The organism is Mucilaginibacter auburnensis (assembly GCF_002797815.1).
Taxonomy (GTDB): Bacteria; Bacteroidota; Bacteroidia; order Sphingobacteriales; family Sphingobacteriaceae; genus Mucilaginibacter; species Mucilaginibacter auburnensis.
In genome coordinates this window covers 108,178-130,659 of record NZ_PGFJ01000001.1, presented here as the reverse complement: position 1 = coordinate 130,659, position 22,482 = coordinate 108,178, and the positions used below count along the sequence as shown (strand labels likewise).

The following is a 22,482-nucleotide window of genomic DNA, read 5'->3' as shown; positions in this document are numbered from 1 at the left end:
ATGAAAAAATATCTTCTGCTTTTAGCTTTATCTTTTACAATTTTTAAACTGAGCGCGCAGCAAAAGGGCAGTTCAGCCGATTCATTGTTGAATGCCCTTAATGCTGCCAATAAGCCTGAACCGGCTCACGTAGCCATTTTCTCATCAAGCAGGCTCATTCTTGCTGAGACCAATGAAACAGTTAAAAAAGGTAACCTTAATTTCCTGGTCATCCACCGCTTTGGCGATGTAGGCGGTCCGTTTGGCGGTGGTCAAACTTTATACGGTTTAGATAATTCAAGCGATATCTATATAGATTTTGAGTACGGCCTCGGCGAGAAGTGGGATGTACAGTTTGGCCGTAGCAAATACCAGCAACTCATAGAGCTTGGCACCAAGTATACGCTTATTAACCAGGATGCTGATGGTAGTCCGTTTGCGGTATCATTATTAGGAAAGTTTGGCTTAAAACCGTACAAAAATGATGGCTCGTTCAATAAGTATTCAGACAGGTTTGCTTATGTGGCACAAGCTATAATAGGGCATAAGTTTTCCAAGAGTTTTTCTTTGCAAATAACGCCCACGCTGGTGAGCAGCAATGCTCCGCAACCTGTAGTTACAGGTAATGAAAAAACCTTCTTTTCCCTGGGCGCAGCTGCCAGGTTAAAGGTAACCAAGCGTATGGGTATTGTGGTTGATTATGCCCACTCGTTCTCATCATTCAGAGATAACCCGCCATTGGGCTACCAGTTTTATGACCCGCTGGGTGTAGGCATAGAAGTAGAGACCGGCGGGCATGTTTTCACCATCAATTTCTCAAATGCCAAGGCTATATCGCCGAGCAATTATCTGGCCGATACCCGTTCTAACTGGGGCAAGGGCGAGTTCAGACTTGGCTTTACTATCTCGCGCATTTTCGATCTGTCGCATCGTAATAAAAACAATTATTAACTCAAACTCTAAAACAATGGAAAGAGACGAATTTTTATCAAAGCTGGGCATTGGCGTGTTAGCCCTTTGCACCGGTTGTATGGCAAGTTGTGGTGGCAAAAGCAGTGACCCTTCACCATCAGGTGGCGGTGGCGGTACTCCGGCACCACCAAGCGGTTCGGGCACCGTATTCACAGCCGACTTAAACAGTGAAATAAAAACTATTGGCGCATCAAAATCAAGCAATGGTGTTATTTTGGTAAGAATAGGGGCTGATAATGTGGCCACCTCCTTCACCGCTGTGCAAATTGCATGTACGCACGAAGGTACCAACATCAACTACAGCGCAAGCGACGGAAAATTTATTTGTCCGTTACACGGCAGCCAGTTCAGTCAGGCCGGTGCGGTACTTAACGGTCCGGCCGTTGTAGCTTTAAAAAAATATACAGTTACTATCTCTGGTACTACGTTAAGTGTTGTTGCCTGATATTTTATGAGCCGGGTAAATGGTTTTATTTACCCGGCTCGTAAATATATGGCTTGGCGCTGCACGAAAAGCAGATGTAGCGTTTAAGCGGAAGCCAGAAAAATAATCCTTTCACCAATCGGCTTCTTTTTATACGTGTATCTAAATATCCTTTTTTGCACTTCGGGCATAGTTTTTTTGTTGCAGTACTTTTTGCCTGCACCTGGGGGGATTGTATAGGCGACATTATAGTGTTTGTCAAATTTCTTTACAGTTAATCGAGTTGATGTAAAGTTAAGGCTTGATGGGTACTATTAAGCATCGAAAAGAGTAGACAAAGGGGAGACAAACGAGCGGATTTGCAGCATATTTAAGTATAAATACGTGGACAGCTATTGCATTTACACGCTTTCTACAAATTTGGTTAAGCTTTCAACTGCTTCCAGGCCTAATTTTTTGCGTAAGCGTTGTTTGGATTTTTTTATGCCTTCAACGGTTATTCCCGCAAGGTTGGCCATCTCGTTATTGCTTAACTGGAGTTTAATGAGCGCTAAAATTCTAATATCTGTTGCGGTTAGTGTAGTATTTTCCGGCACGTTATTTTTTATGTTTCTTAAAAAGCCGGGATGCACTTTATCAAACAGTTTTTTGAAACGGTCCCAGCTTTCATCCGTCATAATATGAGCTTTAAGCAATTGCTCCATATGCTCAATATCCGCCTTGTTAAAGTGTTGCGATTGCAGGTGCTCAATTTCGTTTTTAAACTCTTCTAACAGGTGGTTCTTGTCCTTCAGGCTTTCGGTAAAGGCGCTTAACTCTATCTCGGCCGCCCTTAACTCATCATCCAGCAACGCTTTTTCGGCTTTAAGTAACTTCTTCTCTTTGTTTTGTTTGCTAAAAAATAAGGCAGCTATAACGCCCAATAACAGTAAAATCAATATGGCTGTGTAAAGCAAATACGTTTCAAATTTATTTTGGGCGTTAAGTAGTTTAATCTCTTTTTCGTGATTTGCGGCCTCATATTTTAACTGCAGTTCTTCAACATGCCTAACGTTATCAAGGGCCTCCAGCGAATCCCGAATACTTTGGTTTTCCATGTTGTACCGCATGGCCTGCTTGTAATCTTTTGAAAAAGAGTAGCAACGATACAAGGTTGCAGTAGTTTCATTGAGCCAGTAAGGTTCACCTTTTTCTTTTGTTAAAACAACAGCTTTGTTGAGGTAGGCAAGACCCTGTGTCTGGTTTCCTAAATAGTAAAGCGCTTCTCCTAACCGGCAATACGAGCGAATGAGCGACAACCTTTGTTTGTACTTTATTGCCAGATCAATAGCTTTTTTAAAATATGGAACGGCATCGCTGTACTTTGTTTTATAAACGTAGCATTGGCCAATTGAGTTGAGCTGCCTTATTTGCAGCCACTCATATTTGGCGTTAGTTTCGGCCATTTTTAAAGCATAGTTGCTTATGGCTAAACTTTCATCCAGCATTTTATCGTTAGTTTTTTTTACGCCTTCGCTACGTTTAAACATGCCTTTCAGACCTTCCAGAGCAATAATTGAGGCAGTGTCTGAATTTTTTGATGCGATATCAAGCCTTGTTTGTATAGCGCTATATGCCGGTGCATAATTGGTTAGCTGTGTTTCTATACCTGTTATAAGGAGATATATTGCCGGCAGATCATTTGTAAGGCCTGCGCTTTGCGCATTTGCTAATGATTTAATGGCCAGCTGCATGGCCTTTTGAGGTTGTGAATTGCGCCAGTTATACGCACTTTCAAAATAGTCTGCATAAACCAGGGCAGAATCATTACGGGAAGATCGGTACAGTTCATACAGACCGCGCACAATTATTTTTAATGAATCGCTGTTTACATCAGCCACTCTTTTACCTTCAGCTATTTTAGTCTTGATCAAGCCACTAACTGCACCCGTAGATACGTCAACCTTGGTGTGTGAATTGCACGCAACAAACAACAGCAGGGCCACAAAGCACACTAACAACAGTTTAGGGTATTTTGCTAAAAGCATTATAAGTTTAAATAATTGGTGACCAAATATACAAATGACAATTGAAGTTTAGCTTTTTACCTGATATTGACTTAACAAGATACATCATTGCCGTTATTTAAGTAATATTGCCAATAGCAAACCGTTATTTTTACTTATAGCAACGCCACTATCATTATGAAACTATTACGATTTTATTTCTTTCCGGCATTAGTTATAACACTGGCAGCCGTGTTGCCGGCGTGTAAGGCAAAGAAAATTCCTGCACCTGCGCCGGTTGCCGAAAAATTTCCGGCACCGCCACCATCCCGGCCTGCACCTAAGCCTGTTGCAGCTAATCCGGCTCCAACGCCACAACCGGCACCTGCTCCGGCACCCGCCCCTGCGCCGCCTGATTATAACTTTACTAATATTCAGTTTGAGTTCAATTCGGGCATATTAAAAACCGAGTCATATCCAATTATGGATAAAGCAGCCACTGAGATGAAAAAAGACCCGTCGGCAAAATTTGTGCTGAATGGCAACTCATCTGCAGAAGGTACGCCTCAACATAATATGGCCCTTTCTGTAGAGCGCGCAAATGCGGTTAAAACCTATTTGGTAAACAGTGGTGTTAGCGCGGCTAATCTGCAACCTGTAGGTAATGGCGAAACGAAGCCGATTGCAGACAATAATACCGAAGCAGGCAGGGTTTTAAACCGCAGGGTAGAGATCAAGAAAGCGAATTAAAATAGCTTATAAAAACAAAATGACGATAGAAGAGAGATCTATCGCCATTTTTTATGCCCTTGTTTTGTTAGATGAACATGTTGATGATCAACACGCCGACCAATCCCAATACCGAAACCAAACTTTCCATCATTGACCATGACAAGAAGGTGCGTTTCATATCCAAGCCAAAATATTCTTTAAACACCCAGAAAGAGGTATCATTAACATGCGAGCAGAATAAGCTACCTGCGCCTACAGAAAGTACCATCAGGTTGGGGTCGGCGCCGGTTTTTTGCATTAAGGGGAACACAATACCTGCAGCAGCTAATCCGGCAACTGTAGCCGGACCTAAACATACTCTTAGTATAGCTGCAATTATCCATCCTAATAATAGCGGCGGCATGTTTAGTTGTTGTAAACCTGTAGCTATTTGATCGCTTACACCGGTGTCAATAAATACTTGTTTTAAAATGCCCGCACTGCCTATAATAAGCAAGATGAGCGAGATCTCTTTAATTGCGTCAGCATACACATCCATTACCTCGCGCATGCTTTTTCCTAAGCGTATGCCTAAGGTATATGTTGCAATTATAATAGTGCCCACCATGGCAATATTGGGGTCGGCTATAAAATGAGCCATTTGCTGTACTGCCGGATTGCCTTTAGCTAAAGTAGCCACGGTACTGCCAACGCCAATCAATAAAACCGGCAATAGTGATGAAAGTATACTTGTTGCAAGCGATGGTAATTTCTCGTCAGGAATATCTTCAGCCGTTAATTTGATGGTGGTGTGTGATTGTATGCCTTTTAAAGTTTTAGCAAAAATAGGTCCCGCCAGTATGATGGTAGGTACGGCGATAATAAAGCCATACAGGAACACCATTGCAATATCAGCCTGAAACTGTACCGTTAATGCCATAGGCGATGGGTGTGGCGGCAAAAATCCGTGCATAACCGATAGGGCCGTAAGCATAGGTATACCAATGTAAACCAACGGCAGTTTATAACGAGCAGCTACAGAAAAGATAATGGGGATCAGCAAAAAGAAACCTACGTTGTAGTATAATGGAATACCAACGATCAAGCCGGTTAAACTCATTGCCCAGGTTATGTATTTTTCGCCAAAGGCATTGCGCATAGACGTAGCTATACGTTGTGCAGCTCCACTGGCGCCTACCAGTTTACCCAGCATGCCGCCAAGTACTATAACTACAACTAACGAACCGAGCATGCCACCAATGCCCTTTTCAATAGTTTTTGGTATCATTTCAAGCGGCATGCCCAGTAGGAATGCTGCCATAATTGATACGATGATGAACGTTAAGAAAACGTTCATTTTTGCCCAGGTAGTTAGTAAAATAAGCGTACCAATGCAAAGAATAAGGATAAACACTAACATAGGTTTATAATTGGGTTGTATTAATAATTATATGGAAACGGAGAGAATTTTGGTTAAAATCCTCTCCGTTTTTGCCGTTTCCGGCTACTTTATCAGCTTTCTCAAAGCTGTTTTATTAGTGTGAGTCGCGTGGAACTTTTGAACCTGAGCAGCCTACCAGGAAGTCAAGGTCGGCACCTTTGTCAGCCTGCTGTACAGTGTTAATGTACAAGCTTGCATAACCACGGCTTGCCATAACAGGGGGCGCTACCCATGTTTTGCGGCGTTCTGCCAGTTCTTCGTCTGATACTTCCAGGTGGATGCGTTTTGCGGCAACATCCAAAGTGATCATATCTCCGTTTTGAACCAGACCTAATGTTCCGCCAATGGCAGACTCAGGCGATACGTGCAGGATAACGGTACCGTAAGCGGTTCCGCTCATACGTCCGTCTGATATACGTACCATATCGGTAATACCTTTATCTAAGATCTTTTTAGGTAGCGGCATATTGCCCACTTCCGGCATACCCGGATAACCAACCGGTCCTACAGTTTTTAATACCATAACGCAGGTTTCGTCAATGTCCAAGTTTGGATCATCAACACGTGCGTGGTAGTCTTCAATGTTTTCAAACACTACCGCGCGGCCTGTGTGCTGCATCAAAGCAGGTGTTGCTGCCGATGGTTTAATAACACAACCGTTAAGGGCAAGGTTACCTTTCAATACGGTTGTACCTGCTTCAGGTATCAACGGTGCATCGTAAGTATAGATAACGTCGCTGTTATATATTTTAGTTGAGTTAGCAATGTTTTCGGCATGCGATTTACCTGTAACGGTTATAACATCCATGTGCAGCTCAGACCTAATTTGGTTGATGATAGCCGGCAAACCACCTGCGTAGAAGAAGTCTTCCATCAGGAATTTACCCGAAGGCATGAGGTTAAGCAGCAAAGGCATTTTAGCGCCTAATTGGTCAAAATCATCAATATTCAAGTCAACACCTATACGGCCTGCAATTGCAGTGAGGTGAATAATGAAGTTGGTTGAACCACCAACAGCAGCATTTATTTTGATAGCGTTTTCGAATGCTTCGCGGGTTAATATTTTTGAGATCTTAAGGTCTTCTTTAACCATCTCAACAATACGGCGACCAGATAGCTGAGCAATACGTTTTTTACGTGCATCAACAGCCGGAATAGCAGCCATACCGCTTAATGACATACCTAATGACTCAACCATTACCGCCATGGTTGACGCGGTACCCATTGTCATACAGTGGCCCGGGCTGCGTGATTGGCAGCTTTCTGCTTCTGCAAATTCGTCGTAGGTCATTTCGCCGGTTTTAAGGGCGTCATTAAATTTCCAAACAGCTGTACCTGAGCCAATATCTTCGCCACGGAATTTACCGTTAAGCATTGGTCCGCCTTGTACCACAATGGTAGGCAGGTCAACGCTGGCAGCACCCATCAGGGTTGAAGGTGTAGTTTTATCGCAACCGGTTAGCAATACAACACCATCAATAGGATTACCACGGATAGACTCTTCAGCATCCATAGCAGCCAGGTTGCGGAAAAGCATAGCAGTAGGCTTTAACAAAGTTTCGCCTAATGACATGATAGGGAACTCTAACGGGAAACCGCCCGCCTCTAATACACCGCGTTTTACGCTTTCAGCAATATCGCGCAGGTGGGCATTACAGGGAGTAAGCTCCGAGTAGGTGTTACAGATACCAATTACAGGGCGACCGTCAAACATGTCTTCGGGCATACCCTGATTTTTCATCCAGCTACGGTAGATGAAACCCATCTTGTCTCTTGTTCCAAACCATTCGGAACTGCGAAATTTGTTCATAAATTATTAAATGTTGTTACCAGTAAATACTAACCCATCATCTCTCCAAAAAAGAGACATTACTTGCCTGTAAAATTTCAAAAAGCTTTGGAGTTAATGGGCTGCAAAGTACTAAAACTTTTATTTACACAGGTAAAAAAAATCTTTTTTACGGGTGTGAGCGGCATTTTTTATAGGTGATTAATGTGCTAATTAACTGTCATTTAAATTGTCTTAACAACAAACTTGTTAAAGTGCTTTTTATCCCAGCGGTGGATTTTACACATTTAGGCTTTAGGCAGGCCCGCTATGTAACATTCTTAACATCTGCAAGGCTATATTCATCAGCGGCAGAAAACAAATTTGTCACTTGAAAACGAAATAGTTAATTTTCGAGTCGAAAACTACAATAACCAAACTATGAGAAGATCACTGATAAACAGGAGCATCGTAAACGGTGCCTTAACGCTATTGGCCGTAGCGCTGGTGCAATGCCAGTCGGGCACAACATCGTCGGGGTGGCAAAAAAAGAATGATGAGCTTATTGAGCAATATAAACTAACCAAACGTGAGCTTACGGGCGTTCCGCAAAATGGTATCCCATCCAACTTAGAAGAAGGCAAAGTAAAAAGCACAGCCACTGTTGATAGTGCCGAACTGTATCCGGGTGTTAAAGCTAAATTGTTTTGGGGTACAGGTTTGATGAGCGCTGTTATTACTTTAGATGCCAATGCAAAAATACCTGAAGAAACTTTACCTGCCGACAGATTGCTGTTTGTAATGGAAGGCTCGGTTGATCAAAGCATTAATGGAGCACCCGTTACTATGACAGCACTTAAACGCCAGGCACCGGATGGCGAAAACGCGGGTACCCCACGTACTGATTTTGTTTATTTAGAAAAAGGCAGCAAAAGCGCTTTAACCGCTGGTGCTAAAGGCGCTAAGGTATTAGAGGTATACAGCCCTTTCCGTTTAGACTATTTAACAAAGGCCGGTGTTAAAAACCTGCCTGCCGAGGTAAAGGATGTTGAAGCTACTTTGGAGCCGAACATCAAAGCCGGTCAGGTTTATGACTTATACAATGTGCAGCTTACGCCATTGGCTAAAGGCGCGCACTCTCGCATTATCTCAACCAAAAACGTTCAGTTGAGCTTTATTTCAATGGATCCGGGTTCAGTATTTGAGCGTCACATCCACCCGGAAGAGCAAATGATGTTTGTATTGCGCGGCGGTTGCGACGAGATCTTATTAGATGATGAGCAAGCTATGAAGCCGGGCGACGTGGTACGCATTCCGTCAAACATGGTACATGGCGCCAACATTGGCGATCTGGGTTGCGATGCTATTGACATGTTCTGGCCTGCACGTAAAGACTATTTAGATAAGGAGAAAGCAGCGGTATCAGCATTTAATTCGCTTATCCCAGCTGATGCCAAATTGGAGCTGTTAATTGATGGCAGCAAAACCAAACCGGGCATTATCTTCGGCGAAGGTCCGAAATGGATGAACGGCAAGATCTACATGTCAAGCATGTATTTTGATAAAGACTTTAATGCTGACCCTAAACGCAGCTCAACTTTAGAGATTGACCCAAGCGGCAGCTATAAGGCTATCAGCGCAGGTAAAATGCAGACTAACGGCCTTTACCCATATAAAAACGGTAACCTGGTAGTTTGCGATATGATGGGGCATCAGGTAGTTGAAATGACCACTAAAGGACAAGTGGTTGGCGTTGTTGCTAATAAATACGATGGTAAATCAATTGACGGGCCGAATGATGTTATTACAGATGCTAAAGGTGGCGTTTACTTTACCGACCCGCAGTTTACCATGGAGCCAACCAAGTTCCAGCCGGGTCGCGCGGTTTACTATGTATCGCCTGACCGTAAAACGGTTACCCGCATAACCAAACCTAATGAGTTTGCTATGCCTAACGGTATTGTATTATCGCCAGATGGTAAAACACTTTACATCAACAACTGCTACGATGATGAAAGCTGGTACCCTGTTAAGAGTGAGAAAGACAACTACATATGGGCTTACGATGTAAACCCTGATGGCACTATCAGCAACGGTCGCCAGTTTGCTAAACTGTTTTTGGTTGACCTGGTGTTAGACAGAAAAGGCCGCTCATCAAGTGCCGACGGTATGGCTATTGATAAAGCCGGCAATATTTATGTTGCTACCTATTACGGTGTTCAAATATTCAACAATAAAGGCGCTTTTGTAGGCATGATCAACCTGCCGCAGTTCCCAGTAAGCCTTTGCTTTGGCGATAAGGACATGAAAACCCTTTACATTGTTAGCTTGAACAAAGTTTATAAAATACGCACTAACGCTACGGGGTATATTAATTACTTGTAAGGTGTAATAACATCATAACAAAAGCCCTCATCTGCTAAAGGTGAGGGCATTTTATTTGCCCCTATACGGTACCATCGTCTCATTGAATATGTGAGACGATTTGAAACGATATTCTTTGTAATATTTTGATAGTTAATAGTTTATTATAAATAAGTGAAACGAAAATGAGACGGGTGAAACGATTTTCAGGCAATCTGGACTAAAAACCGAATAGGTAATGATCTTTAAAACAATGTAAAATTTAAATGTTCAATTTCTGTTTACTCCGGGCAAAGCCGATATTAGGCGTTTAAACCCGACTGAAGTCACAAAAATGGCCAACTTGAAAAGCATACTATTTTTTTTGATCTTACTACAAGTAAGTTTCATTACAAATGGGCAGTCGGCTTTAAAGTTGGAAATTGCTAAAGCGCCGGCTCTAAAAACACTTTCTTCAATTCAGGTGCATGATATTCCCACTACTATTACAACTCCACCAAATATATCTTATTTATCGCCGCAAGTATTTGCTATAAACAAGCCTATTAATCTAATGGTACCCAACAATACAGGGGGTAATATACCAGCAGCAAATTATGGGCAGAATGTTGCTTCTATCGCATTTGCAAGTGCTTTAAATCAAATTACGGGAATTGTTGCAGAAGCAGATGGAACGTTGTATGCCGCAAACTACGATTCTCATGAAATAATGAAAGTTAGCCCCAATGGTGTGATATCAAGGTACGCGGGGCCGGTGGGATATGGTACGGGTGCAAATAATGGCCCTCTTGACCAGGCTACCTTTGATAACCCTGATGCGTTGGTGCGCGATGCTTCTGGAAACCTTTTTGTAAGCGATCTGGGTAACAACCTTATCCGAAAAATTACGCGTGCCGGAATGGTCTCAACGTTTGCAGGTAATGGAACGAGGGGTGCAACAAACAGTCCAATCGGTACAATGGCAAGTTTTAATTACCCCAGAGGCATGGCTATTGATGCTACGGATAATATTTACCTGGCAGATCAGGGTAATAATCTGATCAGAAAGATCACTCCTTCAGGCGCGGTAACTACTTTTGCGGGAACGGGCAGTGCGGGTTTTACCAACGGTAACATCGCTACTGCCACATTTGATACCCCAACAGCTGTGGGGATTGACAATGCCGGAAATTTATATGTGGCTGATACTGGAAATGGTGCTGTACGAAAAATTGCTACCGATGGCACAGTCACTACAGTGGCCACAGGGTTAGATCGTCCGCGTGAGCTCAGGGTAGATGCAACAAATAATATTTATGTAATAGCACAAAACGCTGGTCAGCTGCTTAGAATATCGCCTAATGGTACAGTTAGTAAAGTTGCGGATGAGCTTGGATTGACAACTGCCATAGCCCTGGTGCTGGATGGTAAAGGTTATGCATATGTGGGTAGGTATGGTTCAATCTACAAAGTATCAATATCTGGTTTTACCATTGATAAACCATTGCCAACCGGCTTAAGCTTTAACCCGCAAACCGGCATTATAACGGGCACACCTACAGTTATGTGGCCGGCAACCAATTATACAATTACAGCTTACAATGGGGGCGGGAGTTACAGTACAACAGTTAATATAGCGGTTGACCTTACTGCCAAGGTACCTTCAGTAATAAACTTTCCTGTAGTACAACCCGATAAACTCGACCAAAATAACAACTACGCCCCGGCCGCTACAAGTAACAACCTTGAAACTCCCATTACATTTACCAGCAGCAACCCTGCGGTTGCCACAATAACACCAGAAGGGCTTGTTCATCTGGTAGGTCCTGGTATCAGTACAATCACCGCTAATCAGGCGGGAAATCAAAATTATACTGCGGCAAATCCGGTAAGCCAAATTTTAACGGTTATTGAACATTTATATGTTGATTTGCCTGCTTTCAGCGCCAAGACCATCTGCAGCGCTGATTTTAACGTTAACGCATTTATAGGCGACAAATTAATACCTGTTACCTATACCAGCAGTAACACCAGTGTAGCAACTATATCCGCACAGGGCGATGTGAAAATTGTTGGCCCCGGTACCACTACCATTACTATCTTACAAAATACTACACAGCAATATTATGTGTCGGCAATACCTAAATCGCAGGCGTTAACCGTAGGGTTACCTCCGGCTCCACAGGTAAGTATATCACCCGTTTACAGCGGCCAATGTGCGGGTTCTGCGGTTACATTTACAGCTACCGGCAGCAATGGTGGAGCTAATCCTTTGTATCAATGGCGCGTAAACAATGTAGCGGTTAACAATACTACCAATATTTTCAGCAGCACCACGTTTAAAGATGGTGATCAGGTTACTTGTACCTTGATCAACAATGACAGCCCTTGTTTAGCTGGCTTCCCGGCAACATCAAATACTTCAATAGTAGCATTAACCAATCCGGTAAATACTAAGGTTTCTATTGCTTCGTCAGTAAATTATGTTTTCCCGGGCACCTCTATAACCATTACTGCTAATGTAACCAATGGCTATCCCGGTGCCGGTTACCAATGGTATGTTAACGGACTTTTAACCGGTAGTAATACGGCTTACTTAGAAAGCAAGGATTTTGCTGACGGTGATGAAGTGCGTTGTGTAGTTGCTCCTGCCAACACTTGCAGTTTACCTGCCGAAAGCCAGACATTAACGATTCATTTAGTTGATAGGGTTGAAATTCCGAATGCATTTACACCCAATGCAGATGGAATTAATGATACCTGGTTTATAAAAGGTTTGTTAGGCTACCCAAATTGTTTGGTAAGTGTTTTTGACAGAAACGGTCAGCTTTTGCATCGTTCAAAAGGCTACAATACTGACTGGGATGGTACAACCAACGGTAAAAGCTTACCGGCCGCTACTTATTATTATGTGATAGACCTGAATTTTCAAAAGAAGGTTATGAGCGGGTATGTTACTATCTTAAAGTAAAGTATGTAAATCAGAACATTCTAAAGCTGTACACTGCAGTAGCATCAGTTTGCTTCTTTACCCAAACCTCATTCCCTAACACTTTCATCTGCGCTACTTTATTCTGCTTGTCCCGTTTAAACTCAACTGCCCAGCCATCCATGGCAATGATGAACTTGTCGTTACCTACCTGCTCAAATGTTCGCACTTTACGGTCCCATGATTGTTTCGCCCGCAGTTTATTGTCTTTTATATAAACAGTAACCGTTGCATGGTAATTACCTACCACGCGCTCATATGTTCCTGCATATTTTGTTAATGGGTTTTGCGCGGCGGCCGTAAGGCTGATTATGGTCAATAGTATAGTTGCTAATACACAGAAAATATATTGTTTGCCTGCTAATTTCATTGCTGCTGAACTAATTGGGCCCCTGCTTTTCGTTGCTGTAAAAACTGACTTGGAGTTATCCCTGCAAACTGCTTAAAACAACGCTGAAAAGTAGCCAGGGAGTTAAAGCCGCATTCGTAAGCAATAGCAGCTATGGTATATTGGTCGAAATTTGGATCGGCCAGTTTAAGTTTGGCCGCTTCTACGCGGTACTCATTCACAAAATCATTAAAGCTTTTACCTACGTGCTGATTAAGCAGGTTAGAAAAAGCGCGTTCGGTAATGTTGAGCCGTGCGGCAAGGGTGTCCAACTTCAAGAGTGGGTCGAGGTAAGGCTTATCTTTAATCATTAATGCCAGTAGTTGCGCGCCGTGTCGCGCTGCATCCTCATCAGAAAAGTAAACCCTTGCAGGCACTTTGTTATAGGTAACCACGTCATCAGGTGTCATTTTGCCTTGCCGTAAAAAGCTGGATATGCTTAGCCAGTAGGTAAACCCCGTCAGCGGAATAAAAAATATCGCATTGGTAAACTCGTCCCTGTTAGCTATCGGCTGCATGTTTAAAATCAGGCTCGCTGCAAACAGTACTACTAAGCTCAAAAATAAGCGCAGTAAGTTTTTGAGCCATTTAATATCTTTTAGTTTGTAGGTTGATGCAGATGCACCGGCCTCATGTTTCCTTACCAGGCGGTAACTTAAAATTGAATAGGTTAGCAGGGATATGAACAAAGGAAGATTATCCGATAGATAAACATTGAATAAAATTAATTGCGCGGTTGCGGTAAAATAAAAGCTTTGTATAAATGGCAGGCTTAGCAATCCGCTGTAAAATAAAATAAAAGCTATTTGTGGTCCTGCGCCCTTTATCACCGGCAGCAAATGCACTGCGTGTTTTGCCCTTAACCTAATCTTGCCGTATATAAGCGAGCGGGCATAGAAATAAATAAAGGGCCCGACCAGCATAACGGGCTGAAACAGGAGCGGGGTGATCCAGGGATAGGTGTCTTCCAGATGCAGGCAGCCAGACACTATCCTTACAACCGCAATAAATGATATGGATAAAATTATAGCCGACAGCCATCCATTGCCATTTAACCTGTTTGAGCGGTACAATAATACTATTGCCATCACCATGCTCTGTATCGCCAGCGAGAGTATAATAAACTCGGTAATGGTTAAAGGGATTTTCATTTGTTTGAAGATACGCAATGTTTGTAAGGCCGCTGCTAAGGTGAGAAAAACTCTGCGCAAAACACGCCTTGAGGCATCATCAACACTACTCATATCATGATTTGAGTAGTGTTAGGTACTTAAAGCCCGTTGTTTTGTTCCCGGCAATGTAGCCCTAACTAATCGTTCACATTAAAATCTAAAAACATGAAAAAGTATCTCGCATTATTGCTGTTCATCAGCATTCAAACTTTAGGCGCCTGGAGTAAAGCACCCAATGCTGCCGGCAACCTTGATCAATTTGTTGGCCGCTATAAACGTATGCAAGGCAGCACTGTGTTGCTGCTGAATATGTATGTAGAGAATGGCAAACTGGTTTCAAAACAACTATGGGATTTTGAAGTACTGCCACTTGAACAAAAATCCGGCGACGATTTCACTCTTAAAATGAAGCAGAATAACTGGCCGGTTAAATTTGTACGAGAAGGCAACAAGGTAACGCAAATGCTGGTAGCAGGGCATGACCTATGGACAAAAGTTGATGATAAGCCTTTAAATACCGAAGCCATACCCGCCAATCCGTCGCAATACTTAGGCAAGTACAAGGCCACCGTTAACCAAAAGGAAATGGTAATTGAAGTGACGTTGAAAGATGGTAAAATATGGGGAACTCAACTTTGGGATGGAGGCAAAAGTCCCCTCACTTACCTCTCAGCCGACAACTTTTTTGTAAACGCTTTAGATTGTCCGCTTGCCTTTAAAAAGGGCAGTGATAAAAAGGTCAATCAACTGGTACTGAACAACAAGGAGGTGTTTACCAAGGTAGACTAATGCTGTTGTGAAGTTTGCTCATGGGCAGGGGTGGTGAAGTACCTCTGCCCTTTTTTGTTGATGAGCGAAACCATTTTTCGGCTAATGCTGTTAAATTTCAACAGCTACTATCATGGAAAACAACAATTATAACATATCACTCAACGGCAAACAGTTTGACGTGCAGGTTAATGAACATGCTGACGGTGACAAAACACTTTACGACATTGCGTTTGAAGACCGCACGCTAACCATCTACAAAAACACCCTCTACACCTGGACAAGTGATGACCCGCAGGAATTTAGCCAGGCGGATATTCAAAGTGTGGGTGAGCAAATTATAAATGTGTGATAAACAATGAATAAAGTTTAAATCTCCCACATATTTCATCTCTTGTTGTCATTTCGATAGGCAAGGGTAAAAGCCTTGGGCGGTGGGGGCGAGGGAGAAATCCTTTAAAGGCGACTGATTCGCCGGTTACTCATCGCTTCGAAAAGATTTCTCCCTCGCTCCCCTCAAGCCCCCCGCTCGCTCGGTCGAAATGACAAACGAGGGTATCAACTAATGACCGAACTTGACAATACCTCGACCGCATTAGCCTGTTTTATGCTTATTTTTGCAGCGTCATAAAAACACACCATGTCTATATCAAGCGATAGCGAATTAAACGGAATGCAGCTGGCCAGCGATGCCGTAGCCATTACCCTCAGAAAAATGCGCGAGTATGCTAAACCCGGCATGTCAACCAAGGAGCTGGATGAGTATGGCGGTGCATTGCTTACCCAAATGGGTGCGCGTTCGGCACCGTTGCTTACCTACAACTTTCCGGGTAATACCTGTATTTGTGTTAATGGCGAGGTAGCGCATGGCATACCGTCGGCAGATACAATTTTGCAGGAGGGCGACCTGTTGAATATTGACGTATCGGCCGAGCTGAACGGCTTTTGGGCAGATAATGGCGGCTCGTTTGTTTTGGGTGAAGATATTCACGGTCATGGCAAACTGGTTGAAACATCAAAGGAGATCTTGAAAAAAGCCATCAGCAATATTAAAGGAGGAGTAAGAATATCAGACATTGGTAAACTGATTGAAACGGAAGCTAAGAAAGCCGGCTATACGGTTATAAAAAACCTTACCGGTCACGGTGTTGGCAGAAGCTTACACGAAGAACCGCATGAAATTGCCAATTACCAGGACAGGTTCAACACAACCCGTTTTAAAAAGAACTCTGTGGTAGCAATTGAAACCTTTATTTCAACTAAATCAACCATTGCCGAAGAGCAAGGCGACGGATGGACGCTGTTAGGCAATAAAGGCGGCTTTGTTGCTCAACACGAACACACCATTATGGTAACAGGCGGCGAACCAGTAATTTTTACCGCGCAAAATGGTATTTGGGATTAGCTTGTAAATGCTTTCAGTTTAAAGCAGAGAAATGTCTATAGTATTGCCTAATATGTTTTGATCTTTCCTGCAAGCCAAAAGTTCTAAAAGGGGTGCAGGTAACTCGTCAGCTGTTAAAGGTTTGGTAGGCGAGGCAACTAAATGATAGCCTGTATCGGAAAATTTATTAACTACAGTTTTATCATAACTAAAAAGGCCTTTACTCGCCATTAAAACAAAGTCTGCCAAATACTGCTCATTAACCGTGTTGGGATAAATCATTTTTTTAAGCTCGGGATTTATTACAACATCACATCGGTCTGGTAAATCGAAGATGCTGTCGTACACAAGATCAAGATCATCAAACGTTTGACTTGCGATAGTTGTGGGCAGTGGTCCGCCACCGGAGGCAATAAAAGCTATGTTTTCGCCGGTGATAAAAAACCAACTAATGTCTTGCGTTTGCTGTTCAATTAGCTCAATCATGCAATTAGCAACTACTACTTAATTTTCTCCTTGTAGTCTTTTTCATATCCCGCTACCAATGCATCATAACCTGCACGGTCGGCAAATACTGATGGATTGTAAGCATCACCGGGTTTGCGTTTTTTGTGCATATCCATCTGGCTGGCGTGCGACGATAGCCACAGGTCAAATTGCTGGGCTTTAAGCGAAGCAAGCGTATAAGCGTAATCGGCAGAAATTTTTGGGTAGCCCGGTACGGCCGAAAAAGGTTTGTCGGTTACAATGGTAGGCATATTCGCTATCAATACCTTCCAGGTTTTGGTGTCGTCTTTTACATTCAAAACAAAACTGCTTGAGCCTTTGGTATGGCCGGGGTGGTGTAAAATGGTAATTTCTGTACCGCCTAATTTTATTTTTTCACCGTCTTTTAATGCCGCATCCACTTTAACAGGAGCAAAGGCGCTTGTTGGGCCACCATATTCATAGTCAGATCGTCCGCCATCTTCCATTACGCCGGCATCAGCTGCATCTACCATCATTTTAGCGCCGGTTAGCTTTTTAATTTCGGCCATAGCGCCTACATGGTCATAGTGCGCCTGTGTGGTGAGCAGTATTTTGGTATCGCTGAGCTTAAAACCTAAAGCCTCAATATTGCTTTTTATAATTGGGGTAGAAGCTGCCAAACCTGTATTGATCAAAATATTGCCTTTAGGGGTTACAATCAGGTAACAAGCCAGGTCATAAGTACCCACATAATACAAATTACCCACTATGCGAAAAGGCTGATAAGTGCGCATCCATCCAGGCGACAAACTGGCCGGCTCTTTTACGGTTTGCGCGGAGGCGAATAAACTCATGCAGCATAAGCCAATAATGGCTAATGCTTTGCCTATTATATTTTTACGCATAATGTATTGTAATTAGATGGCTAAATATAAGTTTTTTAAACCGATCACCATAAATAGCTAAGCCCTTTCCGATGTAGAAAAGGGCTTAGCTATCATTATTTTATAGTCTTATCTCAAAGCAATTTTAATTACTCTGCGGTTGTTGGTAACGTAAATGGTTTTCTGATCGGCAGAGAAGCTGCAGTTAGATGCCAGGTCATCCACCTCAATTTTACCTAACAATTTGCCGCTGCTGTTCAGCACAAAAATACCTCCCGGACCGGTGGCGAACACATTGCCCTGCTTGTCAATTTTCAAACCATCGGGTACACCGCTATAGCCGTTTTTAGGCATCTCGGCCGTGTAAAATATCTTTTCGTTGGTTAAAAGGCCGTTCTTATCAAGATCATAAACATACCAGTGTGGCTTAGCCGGATCTGAGTTGGCTATCAATATCCTTTTTTCTCCCGGAAATAAAGCGATACCATTAGGGCGCGATATCTCTTTGGTAAGTAAGGTTACCTTGCCATTTTTTGATATGCGGTACACACCCTGATATGGAGCCTCTTTAAGCGGATCTCCAACATTTTTTTCCAAACCGTATGGCGGGTCGGTAAAGTAAATGTCGCCATTGCTCATAAAAGTAAGGTCGTTGGGGCTGTCAAACTTTAAGCCGTTATAGTTGGCAGCCAATGCCTTGAATTTTGGTTCAGGTTTATCTAAGGGCGCATCCATAATAACTACCTGGCGGTTACCATCCTGGCAAATTACCAGTTTGCCATCATTGCTTAAACCCAAACCATTAGAGCCCAATTCACCACCGCGTGGAATAGTGCCAGTATAGCCGGATGGGTTAAGGTACACCTCTTTACCTTTCCCGGCGGTCCATTTATATATTTTATTCTCTTTTACGTCAGAGAGAAGCAGCATTTTATGTTTCTCTATCCAAAGCGGGCCCTCGCTCCAGGTAAAACCCTCAGCCAAAATTTCTGCTTTGGCATCTTTGCTTACCAGTTTGTCAAAAGCCGGGTCCATAGATTTTACGGTGATCAAAGGCTTTTTAGTCTGTGCATATACCTGCGTGCAACATAGCGCTATTGCGGTAGCTGTTAACGCGCTTCTAAAAGAGTTCATCATTGAAAATGTTATAATGGTTTACAGGCACTAATATACTGATTAGTTAAGAAACTTCAACTTAAAGGGATATACTACAAAATCAGTAGATTTTATGGGTTTGTCATAAACGCGCAATTAAATCATTTATATGTTTAAACATGTAATTATTGCTTTTATATTTGTTCTATCAAAACAAAAGAAAATGAAAAAGATATCACTCTTAACAATTGGATTGGCTGCTACTGTATTATCAGCATTTGCGCCTGCAAAAACCGAAACCTACAAAATTGACACACAAAAAAGCAACATTGAGTGGACCGGCAAAAAAGTGTTGGGTCAGCACAATGGCGAGATCAAGTTAGCATCAGGTACTATAGTTACCGAAGATAATGTTCCTGCAAAAGGTTCATTTGCTATCAATATGGCTTCTATCAGCAATAAAGATCTGACAGACGATGATTCAAAAGGCAAATTATTAGGCCACTTAAAATCTGAAGACTTCTTTGGCGTTGACAAACACCCGCAAGCACAGTTTGTAACTACTAAAATTACCAAAACCGGTAACGGCGCTATTAGTGTAGCTGGTAACCTTACGATAAAAGGTATCACCAACGCGGTATCATTCCCTGCAACCTACACAGTTAGCGGTAACACTTTAACTGCTAAAGCTGCTAACGTAAAAGTTGACCGTACCAAATACAACATCAAATATGCTTCAAAAAGCTTTTTTGATACCATTGGCGACAAAGCTATTGATGATGAGTTCACCCTTAACATCACTTTGGTTGCTACCAAATAAGTAATTTATTATCTATGATAACAGAGCCTTCGTACGATTGTCCGGAGGCTTTGTTGTTAAAGACCCTACTGTCTCACGCTTGGCAGCAGGTAAAACACTAACAAAATAGCGCCAACCACCAACACGCCTGCTACCAACAGCGACAGCCATTTGGAAGGGAAGTAAACATTATTGCCCAACTGCCGGTCAACGTGGCGATATCTTATGTAAGACAGCACCGTCATCAACGCGCCAAGCACTACCATAAAAGTACCAATCTCGGCAGAGTAGCCCTTGCCCGGTGGCACGCCTTTGCCACCCATTATCATAGCCATCTGCTTAACAAACAACGCGAACTTTACTATCACAAAGCCAAAACCCATCAAGGCAATGCTGGTACGTATCCAGGCCAGAAAGGTACGCTCATTGGCCATGAAGTCGGCCGGGCCTGCTGATATGTTCTTTGTTTTTGGGTTTACTTCTTCCATCGTTATAAATGTGGCATTTTTTTACAAAATGAACAAATGCCCGGCCCGCTGCTAAGCAATTTGAGTATTTTAGCAGCATATAAAAAATACCATGAGCGATAAACCCGTAAACCTTTTTGCCAAATGGCAGGTAAAAGATGGTCACCTTGAGTCTGTATTAAAATTGCTGCCTGAGTTGGTTGAACAAACCCGTAAAGAAGAAGGTAACCTGTTTTACACCATCCACCAAAGCATCACTGACCCAAACACCATTATGTTGTATGAAGGTTACAAAAACGAAGATGCTGTTGCCGCACACCGCGCGTCTGAGCATTTTAAAGCAATAGCTTTAGGCCAGATTGTTCCTGTTCTTGATAACAGGGAGGCTGTGCTGGCTACGCAGTTGTATTAAAAGGAATTGCTTTGAAGTATACCTAAACCTGTTTCTTTAATGAGATATTATATACTTTTTGCTTTACTACTGGTAACCAAAGTTTTGAGGGCGCAAACTGCACCACAATATATGTTTGAAACGTGGGTTACAAGTAAGGTTGTTTTTCGCGACGGAACAGAACTGCCCGATGCGCATCCGCTTAAGAACGTTTATATAAAATATAGGTTCTCCCGCCCTAATAAAGTAAATGTTTCAAGCATTTATACCGATTACGGGAATGCCTATTTGTTTCAGGTTGATAACAGCTTGCTTACAATTAAAAATGACGAAGGCTGGGTAGTAAACACCTATCGCACGGAGATCACCAATGATACTTTGGTATTGTTGCAAGCTGGCCGGAAAGGGTTTAATGATCCGGACGCATTAAAATTTTACTTTGTTCAGGAGCGGAGTTTCCAAAACAGTTTGGCGCTTGAACCGGCTGATATTTTAAAGGTGTTTGAACGAGATACCATTTATAAGCAGACACCAAAAATATATGCTGTTTACCGTGGAGAAAGTTTTAGAAATGATATGTATAAGGGCGTACGGGAAGATGTAAACATGGATAACCGTGTAGGAAATTTATTGGCAACATTCATTGTTTCTAAAACCGGTTCTGCTGATAGTTTAAAGATTTTAGAAGGAATTGACGCGGACTATAATAAAACCTTCGTCAAGGTATTTAAACAAAACCGTAAAAAATGGGAACCGGCATTGCTTAACGGAAAACCCGTAGCAGTACAAATGTCTGTTAACTTAAGCTATCTTACATCTGAAACTGCTATACCTGCACTTTTGGCTTCGCAGAAAGCTAATCAGGCTTTTACAAAGGGTAATTATGAGTTGGCGTTATATTATTTCGATAAGGCAATAGCCAGTAAACCTCATGACAAAGAAGATCTTTACCTGCGCGCATTGTGCAAGCTGTTGTTGGGCAACAAGGATGGTGCTTGCGAAGATTGGAATAAAGCAAAGGCGTTGGGCAGTTGGCCTGCTCTTGATGAAATGCTAAAAAAGTATTGTCTTTGAGCAAAAACCAATAATCTTTCTTAAACCCTTTCTACGTATTTTACGCACATGCGGCAATTACCCGTTTTTCACTAAGCTGGTGTATTACAGAAACTTTGCATCAATGTGCATTGTATTGTAATAAACTAAATTTATGAAAAACAAGATCTTCTTTATCCCACTTATTGCCGTTGGCTTATTACAGGCCTGTAGCAGCAGTGAAGCCGACAAGGGCGCAGACAGCACAGAGGTACTGGCTGATAATGGCCCGGTGGCAGAACAATCTAACGTATCATCTCCGGCAGCAGCCGATACCGCCTTTGCTAACAAAGCAGCTATTAGCGGCATGGCAGAAGTAGCTTTGGGCAAAATGGCCGCGGCAAAAGGCGTTAGCGCAGAAGTAAAAAACTTTGGCAACATGATGGTGAAAGACCACAGCATGGCCAATGAGGAACTGATGGGTATTGCTAAAAACAAAAACATCACCTTACCTACCGGCCTTGATGCCGAACATCAGGCTAAAAGCGATAGCCTAAGCAAACTAAGCGGTAAAGCTTTTGATGAAGGCTACATCAAAGTAATGAAAGAGGGCCACAATAAAACCTTAGCCATTATGAACCAGGAAGCCAACGGCGGGCAGGATGCCGAACTAAAAGCTTTCGCTGCTAAAACAGCTCCTGTGGTTAAACACCACCTGGATGAACTGCAAAGCATGAAGTAGACGCGGCCCACTCAAACAATTAAGCATTTACAAAGGTTAATAACTAACAAACTGTACTTTAACATGGCAACACGGGGAACCAAAGTGGAGCGTCGTTCTGTATCAGAGCAGCCCCACGAATTGAGCTACGAAGGAAAAAAGACCGGAACTTCGGCCAAAGCAGTTGAAGCTGCTAAAAAGGAAGCCGGTTCCAACCGGCGCAGTGAAGTTGAAAAAGAACTGAAGAACAAAAAGTAAAATAAGCCCCGCAAGGGGCTTTGTTGTCTGTAAATAAAAATAC

The 22,482-nt window shown here is 42.6% G+C and carries 22 protein-coding genes; 13 read left to right on the top strand and 9 right to left on the bottom strand.

What is annotated here, in order from left to right:
* Positions 1-930: a DUF5777 family beta-barrel protein gene (locus tag CLV57_RS18255; RefSeq protein ID WP_157799023.1), complete on the top strand. Its 930-nt coding sequence runs from the start codon at positions 1-3 to the stop codon at positions 928-930.
* 16 nt (positions 931-946) lie between these two features.
* Entirely contained in the window at positions 947-1,396 is a 450-nt protein-coding gene (locus CLV57_RS00510; protein WP_157799022.1) for a QcrA and Rieske domain-containing protein, read from the top strand.
* A 380-nt stretch (positions 1,397-1,776) separates the two neighbouring features.
* Here CLV57_RS00510 and CLV57_RS00500 read toward each other — a convergent pair whose 3' ends face one another.
* Positions 1,777-3,402 carry a tetratricopeptide repeat protein gene (locus CLV57_RS00500; RefSeq protein ID WP_100339417.1) on the bottom strand — a complete coding sequence of 542 codons (1,626 nt, stop codon included), beginning with the start codon at positions 3,400-3,402 and terminating at the stop codon, positions 1,777-1,779.
* Positions 3,403-3,558: 156 nt separating this feature from the next.
* Between CLV57_RS00500 and CLV57_RS00495 the strand changes: the two genes are divergently transcribed.
* Positions 3,559-4,110: an OmpA family protein gene (locus tag CLV57_RS00495; RefSeq protein ID WP_100339416.1), complete on the top strand. Its 552-nt coding sequence runs from the start codon at positions 3,559-3,561 to the stop codon at positions 4,108-4,110.
* Positions 4,111-4,177: 67 nt separating this feature from the next.
* On the opposite strand, the gene CLV57_RS00490 is transcribed toward CLV57_RS00495, so the two are convergent.
* Both CLV57_RS00490 and CLV57_RS00485 read right to left on the bottom strand, forming a co-directional pair.
* The gene (locus CLV57_RS00490; protein ID WP_100339415.1) at positions 4,178-5,491 is read right to left on the bottom strand and encodes a gluconate:H+ symporter; all 1,314 of its coding nucleotides are present in this window, start codon (positions 5,489-5,491) and stop codon (positions 4,178-4,180) included.
* Positions 5,492-5,606: 115 nt separating this feature from the next.
* Positions 5,607-7,322: an IlvD/Edd family dehydratase gene (locus CLV57_RS00485; RefSeq protein ID WP_100339414.1), complete on the bottom strand. Its 1,716-nt coding sequence runs from the start codon at positions 7,320-7,322 to the stop codon at positions 5,607-5,609.
* A 399-nt stretch (positions 7,323-7,721) separates the two neighbouring features.
* Here CLV57_RS00485 and CLV57_RS00480 point away from each other — a divergent pair, with 399 nt between their 5' ends.
* Both CLV57_RS00480 and CLV57_RS00475 read left to right on the top strand, forming a co-directional pair.
* Positions 7,722-9,665 (top strand): SMP-30/gluconolactonase/LRE family protein, encoded by a 1,944-nt coding sequence (locus CLV57_RS00480; RefSeq protein WP_100339413.1) that lies wholly within the window; start codon positions 7,722-7,724, stop codon positions 9,663-9,665.
* 313 nt (positions 9,666-9,978) lie between these two features.
* On the top strand, positions 9,979-12,594 hold the full coding sequence (locus tag CLV57_RS00475; RefSeq protein ID WP_100339412.1) for a T9SS type B sorting domain-containing protein: 2,616 nt from the start codon (positions 9,979-9,981) through the stop codon (positions 12,592-12,594).
* Positions 12,595-12,604: 10 nt separating this feature from the next.
* Here CLV57_RS00475 and CLV57_RS00470 read toward each other — a convergent pair whose 3' ends face one another.
* Complete coding sequence (locus CLV57_RS00470) at positions 12,605-12,982, bottom strand: DUF3471 domain-containing protein (protein ID WP_100339411.1); 378 nt, start codon at positions 12,980-12,982, stop codon at positions 12,605-12,607.
* Entirely contained in the window at positions 12,979-14,151 is a 1,173-nt protein-coding gene (locus CLV57_RS00465) for a helix-turn-helix domain-containing protein (RefSeq protein WP_157799021.1), read from the bottom strand. The genes CLV57_RS00470 and CLV57_RS00465 overlap by 4 nt, the downstream gene beginning before the upstream one ends.
* Before the next feature lie 186 nt (positions 14,152-14,337).
* Here CLV57_RS00465 and CLV57_RS00460 point away from each other — a divergent pair, with 186 nt between their 5' ends.
* The 3 genes from CLV57_RS00460 to map all read left to right on the top strand — a co-directional run bounded on the left by CLV57_RS00460 (position 14,338) and on the right by map (position 16,345).
* Entirely contained in the window at positions 14,338-14,961 is a 624-nt protein-coding gene (locus CLV57_RS00460) for a hypothetical protein (RefSeq protein ID WP_100339409.1), read from the top strand.
* Between the two features lie 112 nt (positions 14,962-15,073).
* Positions 15,074-15,292 (top strand): hypothetical protein, encoded by a 219-nt coding sequence (locus CLV57_RS00455; protein WP_100339408.1) that lies wholly within the window; start codon positions 15,074-15,076, stop codon positions 15,290-15,292.
* Positions 15,293-15,580: 288 nt separating this feature from the next.
* Positions 15,581-16,345, top strand: coding sequence for a type I methionyl aminopeptidase (gene map / locus CLV57_RS00450; RefSeq protein WP_100339407.1), 765 nt, complete (start codon positions 15,581-15,583; stop codon positions 16,343-16,345).
* Positions 16,346-16,363: 18 nt separating this feature from the next.
* Here the strand turns inward: map and CLV57_RS00445 are convergent, their stop codons facing one another.
* From CLV57_RS00445 to CLV57_RS00435, 3 genes are all read right to left on the bottom strand, one after another.
* A complete protein-coding gene (locus CLV57_RS00445; protein WP_100339406.1) occupies positions 16,364-16,810 on the bottom strand; it encodes a hypothetical protein in 447 nt (148 codons plus the stop codon).
* A 14-nt stretch (positions 16,811-16,824) separates the two neighbouring features.
* Entirely contained in the window at positions 16,825-17,697 is an 873-nt protein-coding gene (bla, locus tag CLV57_RS00440; protein ID WP_245856774.1) for a subclass B3 metallo-beta-lactamase, read from the bottom strand.
* Between the two features lie 108 nt (positions 17,698-17,805).
* Positions 17,806-18,813: an SMP-30/gluconolactonase/LRE family protein gene (locus tag CLV57_RS00435; RefSeq protein ID WP_211290008.1), complete on the bottom strand. Its 1,008-nt coding sequence runs from the start codon at positions 18,811-18,813 to the stop codon at positions 17,806-17,808.
* A gap of 181 nt (positions 18,814-18,994) precedes the next feature.
* Here CLV57_RS00435 and CLV57_RS00430 point away from each other — a divergent pair, with 181 nt between their 5' ends.
* On the top strand, positions 18,995-19,591 hold the full coding sequence (locus tag CLV57_RS00430; RefSeq protein WP_100341253.1) for a YceI family protein: 597 nt from the start codon (positions 18,995-18,997) through the stop codon (positions 19,589-19,591).
* Positions 19,592-19,656: 65 nt separating this feature from the next.
* On the opposite strand, the gene CLV57_RS00425 is transcribed toward CLV57_RS00430, so the two are convergent.
* Complete coding sequence (locus CLV57_RS00425) at positions 19,657-20,058, bottom strand: YidH family protein (protein WP_100339404.1); 402 nt, start codon at positions 20,056-20,058, stop codon at positions 19,657-19,659.
* Positions 20,059-20,149: 91 nt separating this feature from the next.
* Here CLV57_RS00425 and CLV57_RS00420 point away from each other — a divergent pair, with 91 nt between their 5' ends.
* From CLV57_RS00420 to CLV57_RS00405, 4 genes are all read left to right on the top strand, one after another.
* The gene (locus CLV57_RS00420) at positions 20,150-20,449 is read left to right on the top strand and encodes a putative quinol monooxygenase (RefSeq protein ID WP_100339403.1); all 300 of its coding nucleotides are present in this window, start codon (positions 20,150-20,152) and stop codon (positions 20,447-20,449) included.
* Positions 20,450-20,488: 39 nt separating this feature from the next.
* Positions 20,489-21,502: a hypothetical protein gene (locus CLV57_RS00415; protein ID WP_100339402.1), complete on the top strand. Its 1,014-nt coding sequence runs from the start codon at positions 20,489-20,491 to the stop codon at positions 21,500-21,502.
* A 133-nt stretch (positions 21,503-21,635) separates the two neighbouring features.
* Positions 21,636-22,202 carry a DUF4142 domain-containing protein gene (locus tag CLV57_RS00410; RefSeq protein WP_100339401.1) on the top strand — a complete coding sequence of 189 codons (567 nt, stop codon included), beginning with the start codon at positions 21,636-21,638 and terminating at the stop codon, positions 22,200-22,202.
* A gap of 63 nt (positions 22,203-22,265) precedes the next feature.
* A complete protein-coding gene (locus CLV57_RS00405; RefSeq protein WP_100339400.1) occupies positions 22,266-22,439 on the top strand; it encodes a DUF3606 domain-containing protein in 174 nt (57 codons plus the stop codon).
* The last annotated feature ends 43 nt before the right edge of the window (positions 22,440-22,482 follow it).

Coding starts and splice junctions, on each gene's coding strand:
- CLV57_RS18255 (WP_157799023.1), top strand. CDS start 1: ATGAAAAAATATCTTCTGCTTTTAGCTTTATCTTTTACAATTTTTAAA.
- CLV57_RS00420 (WP_100339403.1), top strand. CDS start 20,150: ATGAGCGATAAACCCGTAAACCTTTTTGCCAAATGGCAGGTAAAAGAT.
- CLV57_RS00410 (WP_100339401.1), top strand. CDS start 21,636: ATGAAAAACAAGATCTTCTTTATCCCACTTATTGCCGTTGGCTTATTA.
- CLV57_RS00405 (WP_100339400.1), top strand. CDS start 22,266: ATGGCAACACGGGGAACCAAAGTGGAGCGTCGTTCTGTATCAGAGCAG.
- CLV57_RS00415 (WP_100339402.1), top strand. CDS start 20,489: ATGAGATATTATATACTTTTTGCTTTACTACTGGTAACCAAAGTTTTG.
- CLV57_RS00435 (WP_211290008.1), bottom strand. CDS start 18,813: ATGATGAACTCTTTTAGAAGCGCGTTAACAGCTACCGCAATAGCGCTA.
- CLV57_RS00480 (WP_100339413.1), top strand. CDS start 7,722: ATGAGAAGATCACTGATAAACAGGAGCATCGTAAACGGTGCCTTAACG.
- CLV57_RS00490 (WP_100339415.1), bottom strand. CDS start 5,491: ATGTTAGTGTTTATCCTTATTCTTTGCATTGGTACGCTTATTTTACTA.
- CLV57_RS00475 (WP_100339412.1), top strand. CDS start 9,979: ATGGCCAACTTGAAAAGCATACTATTTTTTTTGATCTTACTACAAGTA.
- CLV57_RS00465 (WP_157799021.1), bottom strand. CDS start 14,151: ATGAAAATCCCTTTAACCATTACCGAGTTTATTATACTCTCGCTGGCG.
- map (WP_100339407.1), top strand. CDS start 15,581: ATGTCTATATCAAGCGATAGCGAATTAAACGGAATGCAGCTGGCCAGC.
- CLV57_RS00455 (WP_100339408.1), top strand. CDS start 15,074: ATGGAAAACAACAATTATAACATATCACTCAACGGCAAACAGTTTGAC.
- CLV57_RS00495 (WP_100339416.1), top strand. CDS start 3,559: ATGAAACTATTACGATTTTATTTCTTTCCGGCATTAGTTATAACACTG.
- CLV57_RS00425 (WP_100339404.1), bottom strand. CDS start 20,058: ATGGAAGAAGTAAACCCAAAAACAAAGAACATATCAGCAGGCCCGGCC.
- CLV57_RS00510 (WP_157799022.1), top strand. CDS start 947: ATGGAAAGAGACGAATTTTTATCAAAGCTGGGCATTGGCGTGTTAGCC.
- bla (WP_245856774.1), bottom strand. CDS start 17,697: ATGCGTAAAAATATAATAGGCAAAGCATTAGCCATTATTGGCTTATGC.
- CLV57_RS00485 (WP_100339414.1), bottom strand. CDS start 7,322: ATGAACAAATTTCGCAGTTCCGAATGGTTTGGAACAAGAGACAAGATG.
- CLV57_RS00470 (WP_100339411.1), bottom strand. CDS start 12,982: ATGAAATTAGCAGGCAAACAATATATTTTCTGTGTATTAGCAACTATA.
- CLV57_RS00500 (WP_100339417.1), bottom strand. CDS start 3,402: ATGCTTTTAGCAAAATACCCTAAACTGTTGTTAGTGTGCTTTGTGGCC.
- CLV57_RS00430 (WP_100341253.1), top strand. CDS start 18,995: ATGAAAAAGATATCACTCTTAACAATTGGATTGGCTGCTACTGTATTA.
- CLV57_RS00460 (WP_100339409.1), top strand. CDS start 14,338: ATGAAAAAGTATCTCGCATTATTGCTGTTCATCAGCATTCAAACTTTA.
- CLV57_RS00445 (WP_100339406.1), bottom strand. CDS start 16,810: ATGATTGAGCTAATTGAACAGCAAACGCAAGACATTAGTTGGTTTTTT.